Here is a 26,007-nt window from a genome sequence, read left to right on the forward strand (position 1 = left end):
CACGGGTTGTAAAATACTGTCTATATGAAATTTATCAATTTCGGGACTGGAATTTTTAATGTGAATTATATTAAATTTGAACTATGAAAAAGCTTGAATCAAGAGAAGATATTGAATACCTTGTCAATTCATTTTACAACAAAGTTGTTAAAGATGAAACCATTGGATTCTTTTTTAATGATATTGCTAAGGTAGACTGGGATCAGCATCTTCCTAAAATGTATTCTTTCTGGGAGTCTATTCTTTTCGGGCAGATGACCTATAAAGGAAATCCAATGGGTGTACACTTCCCGATTAACGAGATACAGGCGATGGAACAAAAGCATTTTGACAGATGGCTGCTTCTTTGGCGCACTACTATTGAGGAAAACTTTGTAGGAGAAAATGCAGACATGGCAATCTACAAATCCGAAAATATAGCCAAACTTATGGCTTTCAAAATGGAGCTGGCCAGAAGGCTCTAAGTGCTTTGAGTTCCCGTTTTGAAGTTTTCGGGAATTGATTTCAAATGGAATTCTTTTTGCTTTTTTAAGGAACTATTACTGTAAAGATATAAGCTGCCAGATTTACCAACAGAACAGTACCATAAAGAACATTTGTCTTACCGCGACTTAAAGATAACATTACAATAAATACGGATAAAGAAAGCAGAATAATGTCTTTTTTGTCCAAACCTAATACAAGTGGAATATCATACATAATGCATACCGCTGAAACTGCAGGAATAGTAAGACCAATACTTGCCAGTGCAGAGCCTAATGCCAGATTTAAGCTGGACTGGATTTGATTGGCTCTTGCTGCACGGATCGCAGCAACCCCTTCAGGAAGAAGAACTACGGCAGCAATAATTACCCCAACCAGGGATTTTGGAGCTCCAAGACTCTGTACCATACCTTCTATGGTATCTGATAATCCTTTCGCCATCAGTACGACAATAACAAGACAAATTACCAGAAAAATAAAGCTGATAAGCGTTTTTGGTAAAGAAGGTATATAATGTTCTTCAGGATGCTCATCAGGAACAATAAAGTAGCTTCTGTGACGAACCGTCTGTACCATCAGGAAAACCCCGTAAATGACAAGACATGCTATGGATATAAAAACAAGCTGTGCTTCGTTATAGAATGGTCCGTTGACACTTGATGTAAAATTGGGAAGAACAAGGGTAAGTATCAGAATGGAAACAATACTCACCAGATAAGTAGTTGCTGAGGTTCTTGCGAAGAACTGCTCATGATATTTAAAGCCGCCTGCCAAAATACATATTCCGAGAATTCCATTAAGAATAAGCATTACAGCAGCAAAAACCGTATCTCTGGCCAGCGTGATCGCCTGATCTCCGCCGGCAACCATCAGCGAGATGATGAGTGCCACTTCAATAATGGTGATACAAAGAGCCAGAATGATGGTCCCAAAAGGCTCTCCTACTTTATGAGCTACAACTTCAGCATGATGTACTGCTGATAAAACACTTCCGATCAATAAAATACCGGCAAGAATATCATTAAAGACACCACTTCCCATAAAACCGGAAAAATAGTACCCTACTGCCAGAATAGGAAAAATATAGGTATAATGTAAAAGTTCTTTTAGTCTCATATCGTGACTACAAAATACAAAAAATCTATAATAATTTCAATATTAAAAGAAAATATTAATAATATTTTAATGAGGCCAGAAGTTAAAATCCTGATAATCTGTGAACATATGAAACAGAAGCCCTATTCCTATAATTCTGATATTTCCTTTGAAGAACAACAGCAAAAAATACACCGCAATGGCGTAATAAGAATGTAAAAAATGAAAACCTATGCTTTCTCTTGAAGGATCAAAAACAGGATTGGCAAAAAGATGGTCAAGATCTACCAGCATCGTAGCGAGGAGAATGAAATATGCCTTTTTCCAGTTTTTACGATAAAAAATCAATGCGATAAAAACAGGAAAAACAAGATGCAAAAAATAATGCGTAAAAGTTTTGAGCAATGCGATGTCTGATGAAGCCATTCATGAAAATTTTATTCGGGTTCTTTGCTTACCATCGTAAAATTAAGGGTAATTCTCCTTTCTTTGCTTTTATTTTTATCCAATAATGACCGGATTGATTTCCGTACAATACATAATCGATATCTGAGATGATTCTTTTTTCAGTGATACTCAGTGTTTTCAAAGAAGAATATAACAACGCATTATTTCTGATTACAATATAGTTTTCATTTAATCGCGGCGGCATTGCTATCGGATTTCGGGTCGATTTTATCGTAATGCCATTATTATTTGACGTGATTTTGTTAGGTTGAAAGGGAATTGCAGTGAATTGATTTTCGTTGTTGATCCATTTTTCGGACTGGAAATACTGCCAGGTTTTTTCAGGATCATTACTCTGAATATCGACCATATAGCTGGGCTGGGTGATCTTTTGAACCGTCTTTTTTTCAACTTCATTAAAATTATCATCATATTCATACGTGACGATGGTATCATTGATCTGTCTAAGATCTGCAGCAGCCTTTAAAGATGTTATCTGTGAAGAATCTGCTATACTTTTTTTGAAAAAACTGATAAAATTCCTGATGTTTTCTTTGTCTAATTCAAGTTCTAGAAAATGATTTCCTTTCTCAGCTTTTGAAGCAATCGTATTAAGAATCTCCGGATTTGAATTATTATTGATTTCAATTTCATCCTCATTTAGCTCAATGGAAAAGTTTCGGATCTTATGTCCTGAAATGAATGAAATGCTTCCCAGTGTATTTTGAATAAATTTATCTGCATCCCAAACATGATGTAGAGAACTCTGTAGAAGTTTTTTCTGAATAGTTTCAAAAGCATGATCTGACGTTCCCGCAATGCAATAATTTCCGTCTATCATAAAGAATAACTGATCCTTCTGAAAGCGGTTATTTCCTTTATATTCAAACTTTTGACTTTTTAAAAAACCAATAAACTTCTGTGGGTCTTTAAGTTCCAAAACCGTGTACCATTCGGACAGCCTGGTGTTTTTAATATGGAAGACCTGCAGGAAATCCGGTATTCTGATCCCTGAATATTTTACTGATCCTGAACTTTTACTCTTTCTTTTACTTCCGGACCATTTTGAAGGATGAGTTACTAAACTGAAGAGGTACTGTCCCGTTAATTTCTTCGTGTCAATTAAGACCACTGCATCTGCATTATCAGGAATATATTGAAGGCTTTTATCTTTGTGAAAAGCTACAAAATATACTGCAACAGCCAGCAATAAAAATAACGGGATAATAATCTTCCTTTTTTTCATCTATAAAATTTGAGGCTTCTTGTCTGTTTCCTTTGTTTTAAAAATCTGATCGAATATATCAAAGAAATACATTAAGCTGTTTTCCGAAGAATCTTTGATGTTATAATTCATCTCAGTCTGGATACTTTCTCCTTTTACTTCTGTTTTATAATACAATTCTCCAACATTTTTTTTGATCGCCTCCAATGTTTTTCTCTCTTTCGGACTTTTGAATTCTTTATCTAATCCTGTTAAAAGTTTCCGGATATCCAGTCTTCCCGACAAAGGATATTTAGCTGAATCTTTTGCCCATTTTCTGGAAATATCAGATTGGTCTACCGGCAGAATATTATCTGCTGAACTCATAAGATATACTACTCCATCTTTCACGGTAAAGAATAGCTGATCCACATAGCCTCCGTTTTTTTCTTCTTTAAATGTGTACAAATCTCCTTTTTTAGAGAATCTTTTAGAAAGCTTTTTATTGGTCGAAAGCATATCAAAAATACGGTTCCAGTAGCCTTCGTTCTCTGTTGCAAAAGCGAAAGTGAAGTTGGGAACAGCAATCTCTTTGGTTTTCTTTACTTCTTTTTCATTGAAATCCGCATCGTATTCATAATCGGTGTATTCTACTGTTTTAGATTTCAATTCGTTTAAAACAAAGATTCCGTTTCCGGGTGCAATTTTGGTAATTGCTTCTTCATCCAGTACAATTTTCATGGTTTCCATGATCAGCTCCATTTCTTTTTTGTACTCATTTTCTCCGGAATTCTGAAGAAGGCTGTACATCATGTCAAAACATTTTGCCCCGTTAACATTCATGGCATAGTAACCGACACTTTTTTCATTGATCAGTTGCAGCAGCTTTTTGTTTTTCTTTCCTTTATAAATGGCAGAGATATTCTTTTGAATGTCATTATTTTTGTGCTGATAATTATTCACCAGTCTTACTTTGTCTTTATCAAAATACAGATTGTATGTATAGTTGGAGTTGTACATGTTTTTGAAAAACTGTCCGTAGCTGTAATACTTCGTCATTTTTCCGTAGATACCTTCATTTACAATTCTTCCATAATCTGTGTACACAAAAACATCGGAATTGGCATCTCTGAATGTAAGCATCTCTTTTGGAACTTCAATTTCTAAATTTGAACTGAAATATTGGTCAAAACGATCTTCAGCGTTCTTTTTAACAACCTTAAAGTTTTCTCTTCGGATAGAGTCCTGTTCTTTCTGATAGGCTTTTTCTTCTTCCTCATCATATTCTGCATCAGGCATTTCCTCTCCATTTTCAGAATTCTCGGCAGTTTCTTTATCTGCAGGATATTTATGATGTTTCTCCAGGTATTTGATATCTTTCTGGATTCTTGCGATCTCGTTGTTGTTATCTTTTATACTTTCTTTCAGATACTTGATATCTTCCTTCAGGCTTTTGATCTCTTCTTTATAATCAAACGGCTTTTCCGGCTCTTCAGTATAGACTGTATCTCCCGGCTCTGCGTAAGCGGAGTCCACCACTGCAACTGCTGTACTGTCTGCAACTGCTTCCTCTGCCCAAAGATCCTTATACGGTTTTGTATAGCTGATCATGCTGAGAACAGCACGGCTTCCGTTCCACGCTACAAAAATATCATCATTGATATCTACATAAGAATAGTTCTTTCTGCTGGAAACTTCCTGTCCTTTTTTCTTTACAGAATTAATAAACTCCTGGAACTTTTCTCTATTATCAATGATAAAATGGGTATTATAAGCTTTAATCGAGTCATTAAAACTTGCATAGTGATATTGAACAGCATCATATTTGATTCCTGTTTTGGAATAATCTGTCCATGAAAGGTTTTCTTTGCTCTTTTTGCTGAGCTCATGCAGCAAAGGGTTCAGTTTATTCCAGTTGATTTTATTATTAAGCTGTTTTCCGTTAACTTCCATATAAAATACGGCATCGGAAGGAATTTTCATGCTGTTTTGAGCTAAACCCCATGTAAAGCCAAAGAGAACAAAAATAATGGTTTGCGTTTTTAATAAGATAGATTTCATGACTATAGTTTAGAAATTTATTGAAAAAGAATAGTGTTTTGAATTTGTTTTTTTTGAAGGATCAGATCCAGAATATCAGCCTCCAGCTTGAGTGCTTTTTTATTTGGAGAAAGCACATACGTATTATTCGTTTGTGATTTCACCGTGCTTTCAAACTGCATAATGGAAGTATATTTCGCATCGTTAAAAACCTCCTTATCAGCCTTACTCATCTTGTCGTAATCTGTTTTGAAGGTATTTACTTTATTCCTTGTTAATATTTTTTTTTCAAGATTTTGGCTGTATACTTGTGTTGGAACCACTTTGCCCAATATTTTCTGAGCCTTTAGTTTTTCCAGACCGGCATTGATATTTTCTATTTTCTTGAAATTGCAACTCAGTTTGATGATGTAATTATCAAAATCCATGGAGGTTTTCACATTGCTGATTCCCGGAGTTGCTCTAAAAATTCTGGCAGCTTCATTGATTTTATTTTCAATTTCTGATTTTTTAGGAACTTTTTTTCCGTTGATGGTTTCCATCTTGGAAATTGAAGCCAGCCGTGCTTTGCTTTTACTGGCATTAAGAATAATAGTATATTCTCCTGTACCATCTGCTTTTACGTTCACCTTATCCAGAATATCGAAACAGCTTGTTAAAAATAACAGGGGAAGAAGAAGAAGAAATAGTTTTAATATTTTTTTCATGATTAGGTTTAAAACCACAAAATTACTTAATTCTGGCCTTACATCCTTATAATCTTTGATTTTTTGGGAATAAATAGCTGTTTCCCGGTACTTTTTCAGGGGAAAATACGGTACTTTTTCCGTATATTATTTTTTAAATACGTCCTTTAAGGTAGTCCTGACGAAGATCTTCATCCAGTTTTTCAATAGCATACCGAAGGCAGGTTCTGGGTATTTCTTTATAATACTGATTCAGATAACGGATCAGCTCTCCTTCATTTTTATTTCCCATTTCCCTTAGCAGCCATCCATTTGCTTTGTGCATCAGATCATGTGGATGTTTCAGGTTTCTGGTGACGAATTCTTTTGTCAGCTCAAATGACCCTTTTTTTATATAATGCATTGTTCCGACAACAGCAATCCTTTTATGCCACATCTCATCAGATTCCGAAAGTTCTCTAAGAAGATTTTCTTTCTGATTTTCAAACGCATATCTGCCTAAAATTTTATAACAGGTTGAATCTACCAGATCCCAGTTATTAACATAGGTAAGATGATCCAGATAAAAAGCGATCACTTCTTCTTTTCCTGCTTTATCTTTTGTTTTTTCGAACTTTGAAATCAGCATAAAAAGAGCCGTCAGTCTGTGCTCATGATATTTTGAAGAAAGTAAGGTGCTGAGTTCTTGTAAATTTATTTTCGAGTAATATTCTTTGGCTACAGAGCGTTGATCCGGAACTTTTACCCCCAGAAAAAAATCACCCTCACCATATTCTCCTTTTCCCGTTTTGAAAAATCTTGGAAGAAATTCTGCTTTTTCAGGAATGGATAAAACAGCAAGTGCGTCCTGTATTTCTTTAACAATACTCATAATAAATTAAGCTTTCTCTTCTAAAGCAATATTTTCCTGCTCTTCCTCCTCTTCTGCAATCTGTTTAGGGTTCGCCACTTTTGCAATAGTAAGCCCTTGAACAATGATCGAGAATACTACTACACAATAAGTTATACTTAAAATAATCTCACTGTATTCACTTTTAGGAACAGACATTGCCAATGCGATGGAAACTCCTCCGCGGATTCCGCCCCAAACGAGAACTTTTACCGTCTGTGGACTGAAACTTCTTCTCAGAGAAGTAAATTTTGTAGGTCCCCAAATAGAAATAAATCTTGCAAACAGAACTACCACAATGGCAACTAAGCCGGGAATCATGAAATGTCTGAGATCTTTAATCATCAAAAGTTCAAAACCGATGAACAGGAATAGTACAGCATTCAGAATTTCATCAATCAGCTCCCAGAATTTAATCAGATAGTCCTGCGTCACTGATTTCATTTTGAAACTTCTGTTGAAGTTCCCCATAAACAATCCTGCGGCCACCATTGTCAATGGTCCTGAAATATGCATCTGACGGGCAATAAGATACCCTCCCATTACAACAGAAAGTGTCACCAACACAGAGATAATATAATCATCCACTTCACGCATCAATCTTGAAGTAACCCATCCTAACAGAACCCCGAGTAAAAGACCTCCTCCGGCTTCTTTAAGCAGAAGCAATCCGATGGTTTCAACACTCAGATCAACTTCTTTTCCGACCGCCAGCTGTAAGATCACCGTAAATACTACAACCGCCATACCGTCATTAAAAAGAGATTCTCCGGCCACTTTTGTTTCCAGTGATTTGGATACATTGGCTTGTTTCAGTACACTCAGAACCGCTACCGGATCTGTAGGAGAAATCAAAGCACCAAAAACAAGACAGTAGATAAAAGGAAGCTTTATTCCCACATAAGGAAGCAGATAAAACATTCCGAATCCTACGACAAAGGTAGAAATCACAACACCTACCGTGGAAAATATCACTACAGGTCTGAACTGTTCTTTCAGATCATTAATATTAATATGAATTCCTCCTGCAAAGAGCAGAAAATTAAGCATGGCTCCCATCAGAACTTCTGTAAAATCTATGCCGTTCATCAGTTTATGAAGATGTCCGAAAGTTCTGGGAAGAACCGTTTCTCCGAACAGGACCAGAAAAATAGAAACCACAATGGCAATGACCATAATTCCGATGGTACTCGGAAGTTTTAAAAATCTGTAGTTAAGATAGGCAAAGATTGATGCTAATACGATTAATGCTGAAAATGAATAATATAATTCCACTAAGTGTTTTTATTTTAAGATTAGTTAGTGAGTTCCAAATACAGTATTTTGATATAAATCTGCTTCCCATCCTTTTCCCATATATCAAACATCGCATCTTTAGAAGCTTTTGAACTCCTGGTATAATCCTGTCCTATATTCAGAATATTGAGAAGAATATACTCATCTCCCACCGAATTAACGATATAAGCTGTTTTCTCAGATTTTCCGTCTCCTGAACTTCTTATTCCTTCAGTAAGGGTACGGAACTGGTTCAGATGATGGATAAAGTTATTTCCATCTTTTACAGAATCATAAGCCCTAAGAAGAATTAACAGAATATCCAGATTGGTAGGATCTTTACCATACAAAGCTTTCCCCTGTTTGATACAGTCTGCAAAATTATTTTGCTTAAAAGCTTCTACAAGACTTTTAAAGCTGTCATCTGATGTACTTATTTTATCGTTCCTAAAATTTCTTCCGTAATACAGATATTGAGCTTCTATACTGTCCAGAGACTTTGGATATCCTTTAAATTTGAAAATAAGTTTTTCGTAATTGTACGGAGAGTCGGAAGTCCTGAGACTTTTCTCAATAGCTTTTAAATCAATTTTTGATTTCTGGCTGAACCCAAAAACCGAAAACATGATGAATAAAAGGAAAAAGTAATACTTCATTAATTGTTGCTTTCTTCCTCATCATTGTCGAAATATTCGAAAAGGAAATCGTTGTATGGGAATCTGGAAATATGAATCTTCATAACCTCATCATAGATCATTTTCTTCATTTCCGGGAAGTTTTCTTTCGTTAGGGCAGAGATGAATACAGTTGGATATTTTGATTTTGCCATCCACGTCTTTTTCCATTCCTCAAGAGAAATATTTTTACGGGTTGAAGGCGTAAGATCATCTTCATCCTTTTTCTCATAGCTGAAATCATCAATTTTATTGAAAACCATAATCATCGGCTTCTGATGAGCATTGATTTCCATCAGGATATGATTAACAGATTCTATATGATCTTCAAAGCTTTCGTGAGAAATATCTACCACGTGGATTAAAAGATCAGCTTCGCGAACTTCATCCAATGTAGATTTGAATGATTCTACAAGCTGAGTGGGTAATTTTCTGATAAATCCTACGGTGTCTGTTAACAGAAAAGGTAAATTTCCAATTACCACTTTTCTTACTGTGGTATCCAGTGTAGCGAATAATTTATTTTCAGCAAAAACTTCAGATTTTGAAATGGAATTCATCAGGGTAGATTTCCCTACGTTGGTATATCCTACCAAAGCTGCACGAACAACTTTCCCTCGGTTATTACGCTGGGTAGCCATTTGCTTGTCGATGGTCTTCAGTTTCTCTTTCAGCAATGTAATTCTGTCACGGATAATACGACGGTCAGTTTCAATCTCTGTTTCTCCGGGACCTCTCATTCCAATTCCCCCTTTCTGACGTTCAAGGTGGGTCCACATTCTTGTCAGACGTGGCAAAAGATATTGATATTGTGCCAGTTCCACCTGGGTTCTTGCATATGAAGTTTGTGCTCTTTGGGCAAAAATATCAAGAATAAGATTGGTACGGTCCAGGATTTTCACTTCCATATCTCTTTCCAGGTTTTTAAGCTGCGAAGGAGAGAGTTCATCATCGAAAATTACGGTTCCGATCTCGTTTTCTTTTACATATTCTTTTATCTCAATAGCTTTACCGCTACCGATAAAGGTTTTGGAATCAGGCTGAGTTAGTTTTTGGGTAAAACGCTTTTGTACGGTTGCTCCTGCTGTGAAAGCTAAAAACTCCAGTTCATCTAAATACTCCGTCAGCTTTTCTTCATCCTGATTCTGCGTGATAACACCCACCAGGACCACTTTCTCATAGTTATGTTCTTTCTTTTCTAACATTAAGGTCTGTCTATGTTTATGATTTTTACAAGTTAATATTTTTCGGAAAAAAAACAAAATCAATTTTTATTTAATAATATATTTTAATATAAATTTAAGTTTGCCAGTGAGTTATATTCCAAAAAAATCAATAGCTTTATATAATAAATTTTTGATTTTTAATTATTTAAATCAAAAGCTAATTTCCGGAATATCATGATTATCCCTATCAGATGTATGATTATTGATGATGATGAACTGGACAGGCTGGTTCTTCAGCATTACATCAGGCAATATCAAAACATTGAAATTGTCGCTACTTTCGATGCTGCAGAAAAGGCAGTTCCCTACCTTGATATTCCTGTTGATCTCCTGATTACTGAAACCAATTTAAAAGGAATGAGCGGTTTTGAATTCCGTAAACTGGCTCATAAAATACCCGCCTGTATTTTCGTAAGCTCACATCCGGAGCTGGCGGCCGGAGCCTTTGAGATTAATACTTTAGATTTTATTACCAAACCTCTTACTGCAGAACGCTTTCATTATTCTATGGAAAAACTTTTTGATTTTCTTGAAGTAAAAGAAAAATGTGAATGCTATGACGCTATGCTGGGAGAAAACTGTATCAAAATAAAAGAAGGAGGTCATGTTTTTCAGATTAAAATGAAAGATATTCTTTATCTGGAAGCTCTGAAAGATTACACCAGGATTATCACTCTTGAAAAAAATTACTGTATTTTAAATTCACTGGGAAATCTTCTGCAAAAAAATTTTTTTGATTCTTTTATCAGAATACACAGAAGCTATGCTGTTCCACGCCATCTTATCCGCGGAAAAAGCTGTCACGAAATAGAGCTTGCACATCACATCAAGCTTCCTATTGGCCGAACCTATAAGGATAATCTTTCTTTTTTCAATCCTTAAAAAATATATTCGTGATTTACAAGATGCCATTGGTCTATTATTTCTGCCGTTGGTCTATAATCCTGTCATTCAATGGAGATAGTTGGTAACTTAGTCTTCCCAAATTCCTCAGGAAAACACATCTATTAATTACCAAAACTGTTATCCATGGAAAGAACATCTATTTATTGTATCATTCTGTCTGTCTTTTTCATCCCCATACTGCACACACAATCTGCAATTTTGGAAGCCGGACCGGATGCATCAGGAGCGAATGGTTTTGTTTGGTACAGCGTAGGTCAGACAACCTATCTGGAAAAAGGAACAGGAAATGTCGTTACTGCCAATGCAGAAGGAAGCGGATACAGAGAGAAAGCAAAAGCAGCGGCAGACAATTCAGAAAAACATCTCACTAATACAGCAGACATAAAAAAACAATTCCCAACAGACAGGCATATCATAATACTATAAATTCTAGGAACACAAAATGAATGTTACCAGGCTGCCCAACACAGCAACCCTGGAAGAAATAAAAAAACCATTCCCAAAAACTAATGACTCTCAAAAACTGGTAACCTTAAAAAGCTGATAACCAAACTAGATTTTTCAAACAAAGAAGTCCGCTATAAGGCGGACTTTTGTATGATAAGAGAAAACTTTAATCCCAATCAGCAGCTACAAATTTCATTGAATTTCCTTGATCATCGGATAAGGTAAGAAAATGTCCCTCAATAGAATAATTAGTCATGGTCTCTACTTTTTTCTGAAAAGAAGTTTCAAGATTCATATCCTGGCAGGCTTTCATTGTGCTTACTCCTTTTGAAATGCTTACTCTTCCACCTTTTTTAAATTCCGAAACAAAAGACATCCTGTTACATCCCATATAAACACGTGCCTGAATTTTACCCCTTACCTTATTGGCGGTCAGATTCATTTCAGCATTATTGGCTGTTAATTGATCTTTTGAAAAGCCATCAAAAGAAATAAGCATCCATTGCCTTTGAAGAAAGGGATCCCTGGTGGACATTGAGGAACAATTTAAAACGAGTCCTAAAAGTAAAACGGCAAAAAGTGGTAATAGTATCTTTTTCATGCGGATTATCATCCCATTTTCATACCAATCCGGGACAGAATCTCGTAAAAATTAGTAAATTAGCGACACAAAAATTATTTTATAAAATGAAAAGACTATTTCTACTATTCACTTTCTTGCTGGGCTTTGCTCAGATGAGGGCGGATGAGGGGATGTGGCTGCTAATGCTCATCAAAAGACTTAACGGTGTTGATATGCAAAAAGAGGGTCTACATCTTACGCCTGAAGAAATTTATTCCGTGAACAATTCAAGCTTAAAAGATGCTATCGTAAGTTTCGGTGGTTTCTGTACAGGTGAAATTGTTTCGGATAAAGGACTTATATTTACCAACCACCACTGTGGTTACGGTGCTGTTGCTGCGGCTTCTACACCGGAAAAAGATTATTTGAAGAACGGTTTCTGGGCAATGAAACAGAAAGACGAATTCAATGCAAAGGATCTTTATGTAAGATTTTTAGTGAGAATGGATGATGCTACACAAAGAATCAATTCTAAACTAAACAACAATATGACCGGAGCAGAGAGAAAAGCTGTTATTGATGCTGAAACTAAAGCCATCCAGACAGAAAACTCTGAAAACGGGAAATATACTGTTGTAGTAAAAGATTTCTTCAACGGAAATGAATTCTACTATTTCGTATACCAGGATTATAAAGATATCAGATTGGTAGGTGCTCCGCCTTCATCATTAGGAAAATTCGGAGGAGACACAGATAACTGGGAATGGCCAAGACACACTGCAGACTTCACCGTTTTCAGAGTATATGCTGATGCTGCAGGTAACCCTGCTGAATATTCTCCAAGCAATACTCCTTTGAAACCTAAGCATTTCCTTCCGGTTTCTCTTAAAGGAATTAAGCCTGGTGATTTCTCAATGATCTTAGGTTATCCTGGAAGAACGAACCGTTATCTGACTTCTTACGGAATTCAGCAGATGGTAACTAAAGATTACCCGGCATGGGTGGAAGCTTCTAAGCTGGCTATGGATGTCATGAAAAAGTACATGGACAAGGATAAAGCAACTCAGCTTAACTATGCTTCTCAATATGCTTCTGTAGCCAACTACTGGAAAAACAGACAAGGGACTATCGATGCAGTAGAGAAAAACGGAACTATTTCCGACAAACAAAAGATTGAAGAAACTTACAATAAATGGGCTGCAATGCCAGGAAACGACCAATACAATGGCGTTTTAGAAGATATTGCAATGTATTATAAGCAGGTTTCTGAGAGAAATGTTGAAAGAAACTATGCTACTCAGTTTTCAAGAAATGCAAAATATATTACCCTTGCATTACAGCTAGGATCTGTTCTTAAAGCATATGCTGCTCAGGATATGCAGGGAAGATTAGCCATGAAAGCTAAAACTGAAGCGGCAATTAAAACGGCTTATGAAAACTTCAATCCGTCTTTGGAAGGAGAAATGCTTGCAGCTATGACCAGTCTTTATCAAGCCAGAGTTAAAAACCCGGACGTTGTTTCTGCTACTATTTTAGGACTGGATGCTAAAACGGTTTCTAATTTAGCATATTCTTCAATCTTCGCTAATAAAACTTCTGCAACGAATTTCTTATTGCATCCTGATGCATTGAAGCTTGATGCTGATCCGCTTTGGAAAGCTGCTAATGGAATCATGGCAGATCAAAAGATCAGCACAGACAGATTTGTTAAGATAGATGACAATTTCGCCAAAAACAATCGTCTTTTCTTAGCTGGTTTAATGAAAGCTATGCCTGAAAAGAAATTCTACCCGGATGCAAACTCTACTATGAGATTAACTTACGGTACAGTAGATAAATTACCTATCAGAAATGACAGAAACTATTTCGGAATTACTGATAATTATTATACAGATATGACTGGTCTTGTTGGAAAATACAAGAAAGGGGATGAAGAATTTGATCTTCCTCAAAGAGTGATTGATCTTTACAACCTTAAAGATTTCGGTCAGTATGCTGATGCTGCAGGTTATATGCCTGTAAACTTCCTTTCTAACAACGATATTACAGGTGGTAACTCTGGTTCTCCGGTAATTGATGGAGACGGAAATCTTATTGGTATCGCTTTCGACGGAAACAGCGAAGCATTAAGCGGTGATATCGTATTCGAGCCTGAATGGCAGAAAACGATCAACGTAGACGTTCGTTTTGTTCTTTGGACAATCGATAAGTTTGCTGGAGCCAGAAGATTAGTGGATGAATTGAAGCTTGTAAGAGATGAAAACACTCCGGCTGACACAAAAACTAAAAACTCAGGTACTACAACAACACCTAAGAAAGTTAAAAAGTAATCTTAACTGATATATTTTGAAACCGTGAAATTTACTTTCACGGTTTTTTCATTTTTGACACTTAAAAACATTTCATGATTCCTGAAGCTATTATCCAACAAAACGAGGAAATACAACAATGTTATCATTTACATGATCTGCCAAATTATATTTTTCAAGCAAAAATTTACTTTCTTTCACTTTCCGAGAACAAAAAGTTATCAGGTCATACCTATAAATTAGTTCCTGACAATTGGAACATGAGCTGCAGAATCGGTGGATAAATGCCCTGATAAGCGTGGGTCAGGATGGACTTCAACTTTTACAGCATAGGGTTTAAATCCATTCCTTAAATAAAATTTCAGTGCATCGGGATGATCAAAACTGCAGGTATGCAGCCACATACGCTCAATTCCGGAAGACCATGCAATCTGAAGGGCCTTATTCATCAAAATACGTCCCAACCCGTTACCCGTTACACTTGAATCAAGACCCAGGAATACAAGCTCACAGGTATGTTTCTCACTAAAATCAAGCTCAAGCAATCCTATTTCAACTCCGTTTTGCTTTACTACAAAAATTTTTGTGCTCTCCCTGTTAAGAATATCATATAACTCTTCATCAGATATAATAAGGCGGGAAAACCACAGCCAATCAGCGCCGATTTTACGGAATAACTCCCTGTATGCGCTGAGATCAGGATTCTTTAATAAGTCAAGAGAGATACCTTCCGGCATTAAAAGATCGGAAAGGACTGGTCTTTTTGTCATTTCCAGACAAGTTACAATGCTTGCTATATGGCCTGGTTCAACATTTGAAAGACCAAGCGGAAGGGTGTATGATTTTGAATTCATTTTAAACTGTTTTATATGATTGATATATTAATGTGAGAAAGCGGATTAAAAGTATTATTCAGGCTATTCTAAATCGATTTTTCTGAATTTTATTTCCGATAGTACAGTAGCTGCTAAAATGAGACTGCCCCCTACCACCAATCGCAAGGAAAAGCCTTCATTCATAATAAAAAATGATGCGATGGCTGCAAAAACGGGTTCAAATAAATAGATTAAAGCTACCTTCTCTGCACTGATATAGTTTTGTGAGATATTGGAAACAGAATACACGTAGGCAGTGGAAAAAAGACCACAATAAATGATACCCAGCCAAAATTCATTTTTTACTGGGAACCAGTTTGCTGTACTATCAAATAGTGAAATGACAAGCATTATAAAGGCAACCGTCCAAAACATAGGAATAAGTGAAGACACGATATTTCTTTCCCTGGCCAAATATTCCACTTTAATTAAGTAAAAGGCAAATCCCAGCGTACCGGTTAAAACATAGAGGTTAGCTGTACTAAATGTAATTTCTTTTGTTATTGAAATTACAAACAGTCCTGATAATGCTACAAACCCAGCCAGCCAAGTTTTTAAATCTATTTTTGTTTTGTACAATACAAGTTTCAAGAGCGGAACAAGGACAACGCTCATTCCCGCTATAAATGAACACTCTGAGGCAGAGGTATGTTTTACCAGCCCCAACGTTTGAAAATGAATACCAAATGCCAGAGGAAGAGCTAAGGTAACCCCAGCTTTAACAGATGAAAGACTTATACTTCTTAAGTTTTTAAAGAATATTAATGTTATAGCAAGGGCGGCTACAGCAAAACGATAAAACAGAAACGTTGATTGCGAAAAACTACCGATTGACAATTTAGTAACCGGAAATGAGATTCCCCAGAACGCAACGCCCAGAATCAGCAGAAGTATAAAAGTATTTTTTTTGCTCATAATATTAGAATTTTAATAAAATGTAATGAGTTGATTCATTCATTTAAATCATTAAATTTGTTTGATTTATGGATTTACATCAGTTTAAATATTTCTTAGCCTTATCAAAAGAATTGCATTTTTGGAATACAGCTTCAAAAATGCACATCACGCAGTCTGCACTGAGCCGTCAAATCCAGTCTTTGGAAAATGAGCTCGGATTACAACTTTTCTACAGGGATAAGCGGAATGTCAAATTAACACCTGCAGGAAAATTTTTACAGGAAAAATGGGAAATAGAATTAAATCATTTAAATTCTTTACACCAGCTTGCTAAGCAGATTCATCTGGGTGAAAGTGGTTCCATAAGATTAGCTTACCCTGATTCCATCTCCTCTTCTGTACTTCCTGAATTCATTAAAAAAATAGTTCATCTTTATCCTAAACTTAAAGTTGAATTACTTCAGTTGACCACAGAGAATGAAGAGGAATACCTTAAAAACTATAAGGTTGATATTGTGTTTACAAGGGATTTAACGTCATCTCCTACTATTAACCACAAGAAACTTAATCATGAAAACCTTTCATTTGTAGTTCCTGAACATCATGTTTTCAGATCTTTAGAGGATATAACAGAACAATCTCTGAAAAAAGAAAAATTAATTCTTACAACACAAGATCATAATAGCAGTTATAATGATATTGTTAAAGAAATTATTACGTCTTATAATATGCAACCAGACTCTTCCATACAATGCGAGTTTGGCTCAACAGTGATTTCTCTTATAAAAAATGGTTTGGGCATTTCGATTTTACCCTACTCCTACAGCTTACATCAATATGTGGGAATACGATTTATTCCACTCCCTTTTGTCACCGCACTTTATATCAACTGGCGAAACGATGATCCTAATCCGATTCTCAAAAATATACTCAATCTGATCTAATCCTTAATTAAGGACATACCATCTCAATATGAAGTATTCCATCTTCTTCGTATAGATCTCCTTCTTTTTTAAAACCTAATGATGTATAAAATTCACACAGATAGCTTTGTGCACTGATACGAATTGGGGATTTAGTAAAAAACTTTCCGCAGCCATCAATTGATTTTCGCACCAACGCTCTTCCCAGACCCAATCTCCTGTATGACAATCCAATAACAATTCTCCCAATGGATGCATCATCATAAGAAACTCCCGGAGGAATAAGTCTGGTATACCCCGCAATATCACCATTAACTATGCACATGAGATGATAACTCTCCAAATCTTTATTATCAATATCCTGATATACACAATTCTGTTCAACGATGAAGACCTGATTTCTAAGTTTCAATATTTGATATAGCTCCATAGAATTCAGTTCTTGAAAAGATTTAATTACATGCTTTACTTCCATATTACTGACTGGTAAAAATTATAGGGGCAAAATTAACCCAACTTGTAATACCGAAAAATGCTGTTTTTTGATAAACTAATTCGATTTTAGCATTAAACGAGGTGAAAATACCTCTAAAAAATCTGATCTGTTTTGAAACCATGAAATTTGCTTTCGCAGTTTTTTATTTTTGATGTGTAGAAACATTTATTTGATGCAATGAGCTACACACAAAGGAATACATCCGCTGGATAGAAGAAGCTAAGAAACCTGAAACTATGGAAAACAGAAAAAATAAAAATGATCCAGACGATTCTGGATGGGAAAAAGGGAAATAAATCACCCTTATTTTTCACTCTTAAAAGCTGTACAACAAAAAAATTGAATCAAGAAAATATTATTTTGTCAGGATCTCAAAAAGTAGCCGACTATAGTTACAGATATCAATTTATAACTATAAAAAATTTGCTTTTATGAACAGGTTTATTTTCAGAACATCAATTTTAGCTGCAGCAACTGTAGCCGCATTTACTCTTTCTTCATGCCGTGATTCGGATGACGACATGATGATGAATTCCTCTTTCCAAAGAACCATTACTTTTGAAAATGTGGTAACTCCGAAAGATTTTGTAGAAAGCGGAAGTTTTCAGGGAACAGGAACTCCTCCCATTATTTTACCGGGACAATCTGTTTCTGTAAAATTCAGTGCAGGAAAAGCACAGGCTTTAATGTTCGCAACGATGTACGGAGCTTCAAAAGATTGGTTTTTTGCCTCCCAACAGCCGGGCATCAAATTGTTTGACAACAATGGAAATGCTATTACCGGTGATGTTTCTTCAAGTGTCCGATTATGGGACAACGGTACAAAAGATGATACAACAGGACAGGTAGAAAGCAAACCAATTATGCAGGTTTCTGGTGTCAATGCATCTCAGCTTATGAAACTCAACCTCGCTTACAATGATGTAAAATCAGAGTTTACCCTCACTATTACCAATACCTCTGGTGGAACTGCCAATGAAACTCCTTTTTCTCCCGGTGTATGGGCAGTTTCCAATTATAATGGATCTCAGCTTCTAAACAATGCTCCGTTCTTTACTCCGAACGCTTTATCAAATCCGGAAATCACAGATATTGCTCAAATGGGAAATATCAGTAAAATGATGACAAAACTAAATGCCAATACAGGAATTATGACGGGTCTTTCTCCTGCCCTGGTAGTTGTTTACCATGGTGATAAAAATCCAATTTACGAATTGGGTAAATTAGACAATGGTATGGGTCTGAAAGATATTGCACAGTTTGGAAATGCAGCCAAGCTTCAAAACAGTTTAAAATCTTTACCTAATGTAAAAGGGGTATATATTGCCGGAAATGCTCCTGTAGCTCCGGGAAGTAAGGTTACAACAAATTTTAATGCTGAGCCAGGTGATAAAATTGCCTATGCAACAATGTTTGGTTTTTCCAATGACTGGTTCTATGCCAATGAACAAAATATTGATGCCAATACCACGGGAGATCTTAGTTTGAAAACTTCATTATTTGATTCCGGAACGGGTATTGATCAATATCCGGGTGCTGGAAATCATCAGGCTTTGTTTGGGGGAACTCCACAAAGTGAAAATATGATTATTTCAAAAGTGGGAACCCAATATCCTCTTCCTGCTGTACAGAATGTGATTAAAGTAACTGTTAATTAATCTTCAGATAAAGAAAAGGTCAGACAATACTGTTTGACCTTTTTCTTTCTATTCGGGAAAAATAAAAGTATATCCGTTTTATTATTGTTTCAGTGCTCCTTCCAAATACTGCTCTCCTCCTCTATTGGTAACGGTTATAAAGCCTTCATAATAACTGCCTCGCTTGCCAGATAAACTTTGTCTGCTGATAATTTACTAATGAAAACGCAGACAAACAAATGTTAACATTTTGATTTTCATCATTATAAAATTAAGAAAAAATGTTCTTTTAAATTGACTATTGAGGTTTTACTGTTTTTATATTTATCTTCAAAATCATTCACTATCTCTACGTTTTTTATAAAATTGTAACTTATTTCATCTCCTAAAATATTCTCTAAAACAATGTCAATAAGAGTGTATTTATCATCATCTTTTAGATTAGTTATATTAGGACATTTAACAATAATGTCAAAAGTATTGTCTGGGAATTTTAACAATACATACTCCCAGTTTGAAACACTAATACTATCCCCAAACCCTAAAGTATCTTTAATAGATAAAGAGAAATCCCAAACCTTTGCTGGTTTATAATGGCTAAATTCCCAAATTGGAATGTTTGGAGCTAAACTAATAATATGCTTTGCTGATTGAAATAATTCTTTGTTTCCACCACATGATATAATTAACATGTTTTGTTTAATTAAGCCTTCTCTAATTTCCCAATTAAAATCTCCGAGAGTTAGTATTTTGCTATCTAATAGTTCAATTAAATCATTGGTTATCTTATCTGAAGTAATAATTGATTGTTTAAGTTAAACCAATTCCAAAAATCACTTTCTTTTAGATTTGCCATGATTACATCTGCATAATTTCCAAACTATGCTTGGATGATAAACATGATTCTTTATAATCTAAAATCTCATTTTTATCATCAAGGAACTTCCTAACATCTTTGTAACTAATATTTTCAGGTATATTTATAGAGTAATATCCTCCACCTTCAATGCCTTCCCAGCTACATTGAAAAGATTCTATTTGATTTAGAATATCATTTTCTAAGTTTTTATTCTTTTCAAAAAATACAAGCTGTACAGTTGAATTTCCAGACATTTCAACTAAATTATCAAAATACATTTTATCTCCTTCATGTTCTATGCTTATAATATCCTCATAAGCTATGTTTGGAGCAAAAAAAGGGATGTTATCTATCTGATATAGTTCATTTCCAATTGGTTTAACCCATATTAATTCTTCGGACACAACACCGTTTAAGTCAGTGTAAATAAGTGAAACTTTATTTCTCATTCTAATTATTACTTTTTAATCTATTACAATCTCTACACAAAACCTGACCATTATCTGGATTACCTCTACCTCCTTTAGATTTTGGAATTATATGGTCTACTTGTGTTTCATTACCTGGAGGTTTTACACCAGATTCTGATTTTCTGGATGGTACGGTTTCTTGTTTGCAACCTTCACAGACATTTTTTCCTCCATTCTTGTCTTTGTTTATTTCTTTTACTACTTCTTTTCCAGCTTTTGTAAAATCCTTTCCTGACCTATCCGTTTTATTCAATCTTTCTGCCCTTGCTAAAGTTTCGGGTTTAATTGTAGATTCTGTAGTTTCGGGTTTTACCTGTTCTACAGCATTTTCCATTGTCTTGGTTGCTGTTTCAGGTTTTCCTCCCTCAACTAAATTATCAAACCAATTTCCAATTCTTTCCCAGAATCCAGGTGGGGAAGGTGGTGTAGCTCTGGAAACTGTAATCGTAACTGGCTCAATTGGAATCTCTCTAATCATTGCTTCTGTTACTGGTGTAGCAGGAATATTAGAATTAGACATCATTAAAAACTCAAATGGTACTAATTCTAACCCCTCTAACTCTTTTCCTCTACCAATTTTATTTTCCTGAAATGCAAAAGGTGAGTTGTACGTATACATTTCAGCCAAAGGGTCTACATTAAAGAATCTTCCCAGTTCTGGAATATTATTTCTCCATTTAAAAGAACCCCATCCTGTCTCCTTCTGTCTTTCCTGACCTTGGAAACCATAAGTATAATTTGGTGTTTGTGTGTAAGTACCGTTATAACCCTGATATTCCAGTCCAAAAGGATAATAATTTGTCTCCCTGTCTATAGTAGCTGTGTTATTTGAGTTGTAATATGCCAATCTTACACTCCCCCAAATATCGGAATAATTATAAACATATCGTTTCTTTTGAAAATCATAGTATCCTTCACTTGTTGGGAAAAACTGTAAACTGTTAAAGCTTCCTTGTCCGAAATACTGGAATCCATCAAGATAATCTGTATCCTCGGTTAGAACAACACCACTTCTTGGATTTAAATAACTGTATGCTTTTTTTAGTTTTACACCATCTGCACGGTATGAAAATACTATATCCCTATTAAATGATGTTCCTTGTTGGAAAGTAACTTTATTAGGCAGGTTCAAGAAATTGTATGAAATATTACTAATTTCTTTGTCAACATGGTTTATCATGTTCCCGTTAAGGTCATAAGCAATAGTATTGCCTCCCGTTGGATAACCTAAATTATTACTGCTGTTATCAGTCACATTAAGAAGTTGATTTCCTTTGTAATTACTATAAATTAGGTCATCAATCAACATTGCAGTATTGTTGTACGATTGGTATCTTTTCAGAGATTTGATATTCCCATTCTCATCATAAGTCAAAAATTCTCCATAACCATTGGTTACAGGAACGGTTGCTAAAGGTTCAAGATACGAAGCATCCGTAAGCCTGTCTAACCTGTCATATTTATAACCGTATCTTCTTAAAGTGTTTCCATTAGCTGTTTTCCAGTCAAACTCTGAAATACTCCCGTTGTATTTTGCTGGTGCAAAAGATGATGAAGCTGGATTATCATACTTTAATTCAAACCCGAAAAGTTTATTGTTAAAACTAGCAGGGTTATTAGGGTTGTTGATTGAAGTTAACCAACCTCTAACATTGTAAGTGTAATCAATGGATTGTAAAGGTGTCCCTGTAGTATTTCCAGTCTTTTTGTTAATCTGTTGCCCAATCTCATTGTAGCTATTTTCAGCTAGAAGTTCCTCTTGTAAATTATCAACCTGATGATATTGCTTTAAAACTCTGTTCTGATTATCGTATACAAATCTTTCTTTTATCTTAACCTCTACATCGTTAGGTGTTTTTCTGTGATAGGTGTAGCTTTCCCCAACCAGTCCAGTAAAATCCAGTTTGAATTCTTTATTGCTGTAACCTCCTAAATGATTGATTGTTTTTAATGCTATGGGTCTTGCTCTGCTGTCATAGTAGGTATAAGTTTTAGTCCAGTTGTTATTATCAATGTTCTTCACATAGCTGGCTACTTGAAGGCTATTTGTTGAAGCATCGTTATTTGCATCCAATGTCTGAGGTAAAGTATGCTGACCTAAAACAGTTGTTGGAATGGCTGGGGCTTCTATTGGGTAAGTATCATAGTAGTTTACGGTGAGTACAATCATGCTCCCTGTTGGAAAAGCCTGTTTGTCATAATAAATATCAATCCCTTGTAAATTAAAAGGAATTCTGCTTCTCCTTTCATTGTTTCCAGCATAGGCAGACATATTATTCAATGCACTTTGCATTGCCTGTCTTGTAGCTGTATTAGCTAAGAACCCTGTATAAACGACCCTTCCAAATTCATCGTATTTAGTAAAAAGCCAACCTTTAGTATTGAAATTGTTATTTACAGTCCTTAAAACTGCATCTTGTGCTAAAACAGGTCTGTCTTGTTTATCATAAACAGTATACTGCCATCCTTTGCCTGGTATTTTCTTTTCCACTTCTCTATTTCTCCCATCATATCTATATTGATAGCATAAGTCATCTAAAATATCTTGTGTAACAACGTTTCCATTGTTTTTAATTTGTTTGACAGCTTTGGGTGGGATTACGAATGCTTTATGATTGTATTCATTATAGACGTAATAGGTATCAATGTCTTGTGTACCATCGGTATTACGAATAAGCAAAATTTGACCTAATCCATTTTTAAACTGAATTACAGGGTTTCCATCTTCATCCGTTACTGTAGTCTTGTAGAGTGTAGCAGCATTATAGTAACCGTTGTTTTCTGTTGTAACTGTTAGGGTTGAAAGTGTATTGGTAATATTACTAACTGTATTTAAAGCTGTAACTGTTGTGAATCTCAGTACTTCATTTTCATTGTTAGCTTCATATTTAATTTTTTCAGTATGCCCCGAACTCATTTTCCATGAATCACCAGCTTGTGCAAGTTGCAACACTCGGTCTAATGGTGAGTTTTCAAGCTCTTTTTCTGCATAAGCATTTGAAACACCATAATAGGAGTTTGCTGTACTTTCATTTGTTACACCTGAATGTATGGCAGAATTTAAGGTACTTAATGGAGTGGGTAAGATTTCTTTTGTTCTTCTCCCTAATCCATCATAGGTGATTGGAGTTACTAAATCTTTTCCTGTTGTGGTTGCTTTAACATTCACTATCTGTTTAGGTCTTCCTAAGCCATCATAATAGGTTACTGTTTCAGATTTTCTGACACAATCCTCATTTAGACAGGTGATAGATTGGATGTAATTCTCAGTAGGTGACAATTGCCCCGATAACTGGCTGTAAATAGCCAGTATAAAGAGAAATAAATTTTTTTTCATAATAATTTTGTGTTTAGTTTATCCTTTAAAGAACAAGTATAATAAGTTTTTTTAATTCCACATATGGGGAAAACCACATATTTGAATAGGGATTTTTACTACTTGCTTATTGGGTCAAATATATAGAGGGCTAACGACAAAACTTGTCACATTATAATTTGATTTAATTATGAAAATTATTTGTTTGGAATTCTTGTCTTAAGAACATTAATTAAATGATCAGTTTCAATGGATTCCCAAAGTATATAACAACCCTTTTTCGATCAATCTTAAAATTGACCAGAAGGCAATTTTGTAGAAAAAAGAGGTTGGATCGTTTATCCATTCCAAAACTCACGGTCTAAACTTCTGTACTGTATAGCTTCGGAAATATGATGAGACAGGATATTTTCAGATCCTTCAAGGTCCGCTATCGTTCTGGCGACTTTAAGGATTCTGTCATAAGCTCTTGCCGAAAGATTAAGTTTCTCCATAGCTAATTTGATGAGACTGAAGGAAGTTTCATCCAGTTCACAATATGCCTCAATTTCTTTAGGCCCTATTTGGGCATTACTGCTGATATTGAGATTCTCATATCTTTTATTCTGAATATCTCTTGCTTTGAGAACGCGGTCTCTGATTTCTTTACTTCTTTCTCCTTTTCTTTTTCCGGAAAGCTGTTCAAATTCTACTTTCTGCACTTCGATATGGATGTCTATTCTATCTAAAAGCGGCCCTGAAAGTTTATTCATGTACCGTTGCATTTCGTAAACAGATGATGTATTATTAGGATCATCGGGGAAAAAACCGCTTGGGCTTGGGTTCATAGAAGCAACCAACATAAAACTTGCCGGATAGTTGACCGTAAACCGGGCTCTTGAAATGGTTACTTCACGATCTTCCAAAGGCTGTCTCATTACTTCGAGTACTGTTCTTTTAAATTCCGGCATTTCGTCCAGAAACAAAACTCCGTTATGAGCAAGAGAGATTTCTCCAGGTTGCGGGTAACTTCCTCCTCCTACGAGAGCAACATCGGAAATAGTATGATGTGGAGACCTGAAGGGACGAACCGTCATTAATGATGTTTCAGTTCCTATTTTCCCGGCTACGGAATGAATTTTGGTTGTTTCCAAAGCTTCCTTCAATGTCAAAGGAGGTAAAATACTGGGTACTCTTTTGGCCAGCATTGTTTTTCCGCTTCCGGGCGGCCCGATCAAGATAATATTATGTCCGCCTGCTGCTGCCACCTCCATCGCTCTTTTGGCTGTTTCCTGACCTTTAACTTCGGAGAAATCAAAAGGAAAATCGTTGATCTTTTCATGAAATTCTTTTCTGGTATCCAGTGTCATTTTTTCAAGTGCTTTTCCCTCGTTAAAAAAATCAATAACTTCTCTGATATTTTCTATTCCATATACTTCAAGATCGTTTACAATAGCTGCTTCTCTGGCATTTTGTTTTGGAAGAATAATTCCTTTAAAGCCTTCTTCTCTGGCTTGGATGGCAATGGGTAAAACACCTTTAATGGGCTGTAGGCTTCCATCCAGAGAAAGTTCTCCCATAATAATATAACTTTCAATTTCTTCTGCCAGAATCTGATCTGAAGCAGCTAAAATCCCGATTGCAATACTAAGGTCATAGGCAGAACCTTCTTTTCTAAGATCTGCGGGAGCCATATTAATAGTAATTTTCTTTCCGGGAATTTTAAATCCTACATTCTTCAGAGCTGCAGAAATTCTGTAGCTGCTTTCCTTAATAGCATTATCGGGAAGACCTACGAGGTAGTATCCTACTCCTCCGGTATCTACGTTCACTTCAATAGTAATGGTCTGTGCAGCCACTCCATGAATGGCACTTCCATAAATTTTGATCAGCATGGTGTGTTTTTGGAGTAAAAGTAATGAATATACTATTTTGAAATTCTGATGTTTATGTTAATGAAATTCTAGTCAGACAGAAATATTAAAAAAGAAATTCAAAAATTTTCAGAATAAAAAAACCGGTACAAATTACTTTGTACCGACTCAACCATTATTAAAAACTAACGAAAAAGATTATACCGTCTGAATTACTGAAAAATCAAGTGTAAGTCAGGAAGCCGGATGCAGGAAAGAGGAAATTCCTTTTTGGGGGTAATTATGACCGTCATTAGATTAACAAGGATGAAATGCATCTATGATCGTAAAGTATTAAAATAAAGGTAGTGTTTCACTAACTGTGTAAGTTAAAAAGTTATTCTGGAAAATTTTGAGCCCTCATAGCTCAAAAAATTTTACGGAAATAACTTTTTATTA

Annotated in this window: 23 protein-coding genes; 6 read left to right on the forward strand and 17 right to left on the reverse strand. The window is 35.5% G+C overall.

The features are described from left to right. Nucleotides 1-83 precede the first annotated feature (83 nt). Complete coding sequence (locus tag BW946_RS12445; protein ID WP_076596489.1) at nt 84-464, forward strand: group III truncated hemoglobin; 381 nt, start codon at nt 84-86, stop codon at nt 462-464. 64 nt (nt 465-528) lie between these two features. On the opposite strand, the gene BW946_RS12450 is transcribed toward BW946_RS12445, so the two are convergent. From BW946_RS12450 to hflX, 9 genes are all read right to left on the reverse strand, one after another. Continuing rightward, on the reverse strand, nt 529-1,599 hold the full coding sequence (locus BW946_RS12450; protein WP_076596490.1) for a calcium:cation antiporter: 1,071 nt from the start codon (nt 1,597-1,599) through the stop codon (nt 529-531). Nucleotides 1,600-1,665: 66 nt separating this feature from the next. Beyond that, a complete protein-coding gene (locus tag BW946_RS12455) occupies nt 1,666-2,004 on the reverse strand; it encodes a DUF6122 family protein (protein ID WP_076596491.1) in 339 nt (112 codons plus the stop codon). 28 nt (nt 2,005-2,032) lie between these two features. Beyond that, nucleotides 2,033-3,271 carry a hypothetical protein gene (locus tag BW946_RS12460; RefSeq protein ID WP_076596492.1) on the reverse strand — a complete coding sequence of 413 codons (1,239 nt, stop codon included), beginning with the start codon at nt 3,269-3,271 and terminating at the stop codon, nt 2,033-2,035. Then, the gene (locus tag BW946_RS12465; protein ID WP_076596493.1) at nt 3,272-5,290 is read right to left on the reverse strand and encodes a hypothetical protein; all 2,019 of its coding nucleotides are present in this window, start codon (nt 5,288-5,290) and stop codon (nt 3,272-3,274) included. It lies immediately after the preceding gene. A gap of 17 nt (nt 5,291-5,307) precedes the next feature. Beyond that, nucleotides 5,308-5,976: a hypothetical protein gene (locus BW946_RS12470; RefSeq protein WP_076596494.1), complete on the reverse strand. Its 669-nt coding sequence runs from the start codon at nt 5,974-5,976 to the stop codon at nt 5,308-5,310. A gap of 133 nt (nt 5,977-6,109) precedes the next feature. Beyond that, nucleotides 6,110-6,826 carry a DNA alkylation repair protein gene (locus tag BW946_RS12475; RefSeq protein ID WP_076596495.1) on the reverse strand — a complete coding sequence of 239 codons (717 nt, stop codon included), beginning with the start codon at nt 6,824-6,826 and terminating at the stop codon, nt 6,110-6,112. 6 nt (nt 6,827-6,832) lie between these two features. Beyond that, the gene (locus tag BW946_RS12480) at nt 6,833-8,119 is read right to left on the reverse strand and encodes a cation:proton antiporter (protein ID WP_076596496.1); all 1,287 of its coding nucleotides are present in this window, start codon (nt 8,117-8,119) and stop codon (nt 6,833-6,835) included. Between the two features lie 20 nt (nt 8,120-8,139). After that, nucleotides 8,140-8,775 (reverse strand): DUF4919 domain-containing protein, encoded by a 636-nt coding sequence (locus BW946_RS12485; RefSeq protein ID WP_076596497.1) that lies wholly within the window; start codon nt 8,773-8,775, stop codon nt 8,140-8,142. After that, entirely contained in the window at nt 8,775-9,998 is a 1,224-nt protein-coding gene (gene hflX / locus BW946_RS12490; RefSeq protein WP_076596498.1) for a GTPase HflX, read from the reverse strand. Before hflX ends, BW946_RS12485 begins: the two co-directional genes overlap by 1 nt. Before the next feature lie 195 nt (nt 9,999-10,193). Here hflX and BW946_RS12495 point away from each other — a divergent pair, with 195 nt between their 5' ends. Together BW946_RS12495 and BW946_RS21605 are read left to right on the forward strand one after the other, a co-directional pair. Then, nucleotides 10,194-10,901, forward strand: coding sequence for a LytR/AlgR family response regulator transcription factor (locus tag BW946_RS12495; RefSeq protein WP_076596499.1), 708 nt, complete (start codon nt 10,194-10,196; stop codon nt 10,899-10,901). A gap of 147 nt (nt 10,902-11,048) precedes the next feature. Next, a complete protein-coding gene (locus BW946_RS21605) occupies nt 11,049-11,351 on the forward strand; it encodes a hypothetical protein (protein ID WP_181446074.1) in 303 nt (100 codons plus the stop codon). Between the two features lie 187 nt (nt 11,352-11,538). Here BW946_RS21605 and BW946_RS12505 read toward each other — a convergent pair whose 3' ends face one another. Further along, nucleotides 11,539-11,973, reverse strand: a complete 435-nt coding sequence (locus BW946_RS12505) for an META domain-containing protein (protein WP_076596520.1) — start codon at nt 11,971-11,973, stop codon at nt 11,539-11,541. Between the two features lie 86 nt (nt 11,974-12,059). Between BW946_RS12505 and BW946_RS12510 the strand changes: the two genes are divergently transcribed. Beyond that, the gene (locus BW946_RS12510) at nt 12,060-14,264 is read left to right on the forward strand and encodes a S46 family peptidase (RefSeq protein ID WP_076596500.1); all 2,205 of its coding nucleotides are present in this window, start codon (nt 12,060-12,062) and stop codon (nt 14,262-14,264) included. Between the two features lie 218 nt (nt 14,265-14,482). On the opposite strand, the gene BW946_RS12515 is transcribed toward BW946_RS12510, so the two are convergent. Together BW946_RS12515 and BW946_RS12520 are read right to left on the reverse strand one after the other, a co-directional pair. Next, nucleotides 14,483-15,097 carry a GNAT family N-acetyltransferase gene (locus BW946_RS12515; protein ID WP_076596501.1) on the reverse strand — a complete coding sequence of 205 codons (615 nt, stop codon included), beginning with the start codon at nt 15,095-15,097 and terminating at the stop codon, nt 14,483-14,485. 63 nt (nt 15,098-15,160) lie between these two features. Beyond that, on the reverse strand, nt 15,161-16,033 hold the full coding sequence (locus BW946_RS12520; protein WP_076596502.1) for a DMT family transporter: 873 nt from the start codon (nt 16,031-16,033) through the stop codon (nt 15,161-15,163). Nucleotides 16,034-16,101: 68 nt separating this feature from the next. Between BW946_RS12520 and BW946_RS12525 the strand changes: the two genes are divergently transcribed. After that, a complete protein-coding gene (locus tag BW946_RS12525) occupies nt 16,102-16,959 on the forward strand; it encodes a LysR family transcriptional regulator (RefSeq protein WP_076596503.1) in 858 nt (285 codons plus the stop codon). A gap of 7 nt (nt 16,960-16,966) precedes the next feature. Here BW946_RS12525 and BW946_RS12530 read toward each other — a convergent pair whose 3' ends face one another. Beyond that, a complete protein-coding gene (locus tag BW946_RS12530) occupies nt 16,967-17,368 on the reverse strand; it encodes a GNAT family N-acetyltransferase (RefSeq protein WP_228402570.1) in 402 nt (133 codons plus the stop codon). A 497-nt stretch (nt 17,369-17,865) separates the two neighbouring features. Between BW946_RS12530 and BW946_RS12535 the strand changes: the two genes are divergently transcribed. Next, on the forward strand, nt 17,866-19,092 hold the full coding sequence (locus BW946_RS12535; protein WP_076596505.1) for a spondin domain-containing protein: 1,227 nt from the start codon (nt 17,866-17,868) through the stop codon (nt 19,090-19,092). Between the two features lie 242 nt (nt 19,093-19,334). Here BW946_RS12535 and BW946_RS12540 read toward each other — a convergent pair whose 3' ends face one another. The 4 genes from BW946_RS12540 to BW946_RS12555 all read right to left on the reverse strand — a co-directional run bounded on the left by BW946_RS12540 (nt 19,335) and on the right by BW946_RS12555 (nt 25,590). Further along, the gene (locus tag BW946_RS12540; protein WP_076596506.1) at nt 19,335-19,763 is read right to left on the reverse strand and encodes a hypothetical protein; all 429 of its coding nucleotides are present in this window, start codon (nt 19,761-19,763) and stop codon (nt 19,335-19,337) included. 166 nt (nt 19,764-19,929) lie between these two features. Next, entirely contained in the window at nt 19,930-20,379 is a 450-nt protein-coding gene (locus BW946_RS12545; RefSeq protein ID WP_076596507.1) for a DUF4265 domain-containing protein, read from the reverse strand. Nucleotide 20,380: 1 nt separating this feature from the next. After that, a complete protein-coding gene (locus BW946_RS21610; RefSeq protein ID WP_076596508.1) occupies nt 20,381-23,737 on the reverse strand; it encodes a DUF6443 domain-containing protein in 3,357 nt (1,118 codons plus the stop codon). Nucleotides 23,738-24,054: 317 nt separating this feature from the next. Beyond that, entirely contained in the window at nt 24,055-25,590 is a 1,536-nt protein-coding gene (locus BW946_RS12555) for a YifB family Mg chelatase-like AAA ATPase (RefSeq protein WP_076596509.1), read from the reverse strand. Between the last annotated feature and the right edge of the window lie 417 nt (nt 25,591-26,007).

Source organism: Chryseobacterium sp. RU33C (genome assembly GCF_900156015.1).
GTDB lineage: Bacteria > Bacteroidota > Bacteroidia > Flavobacteriales > Weeksellaceae > Chryseobacterium > Chryseobacterium candidae.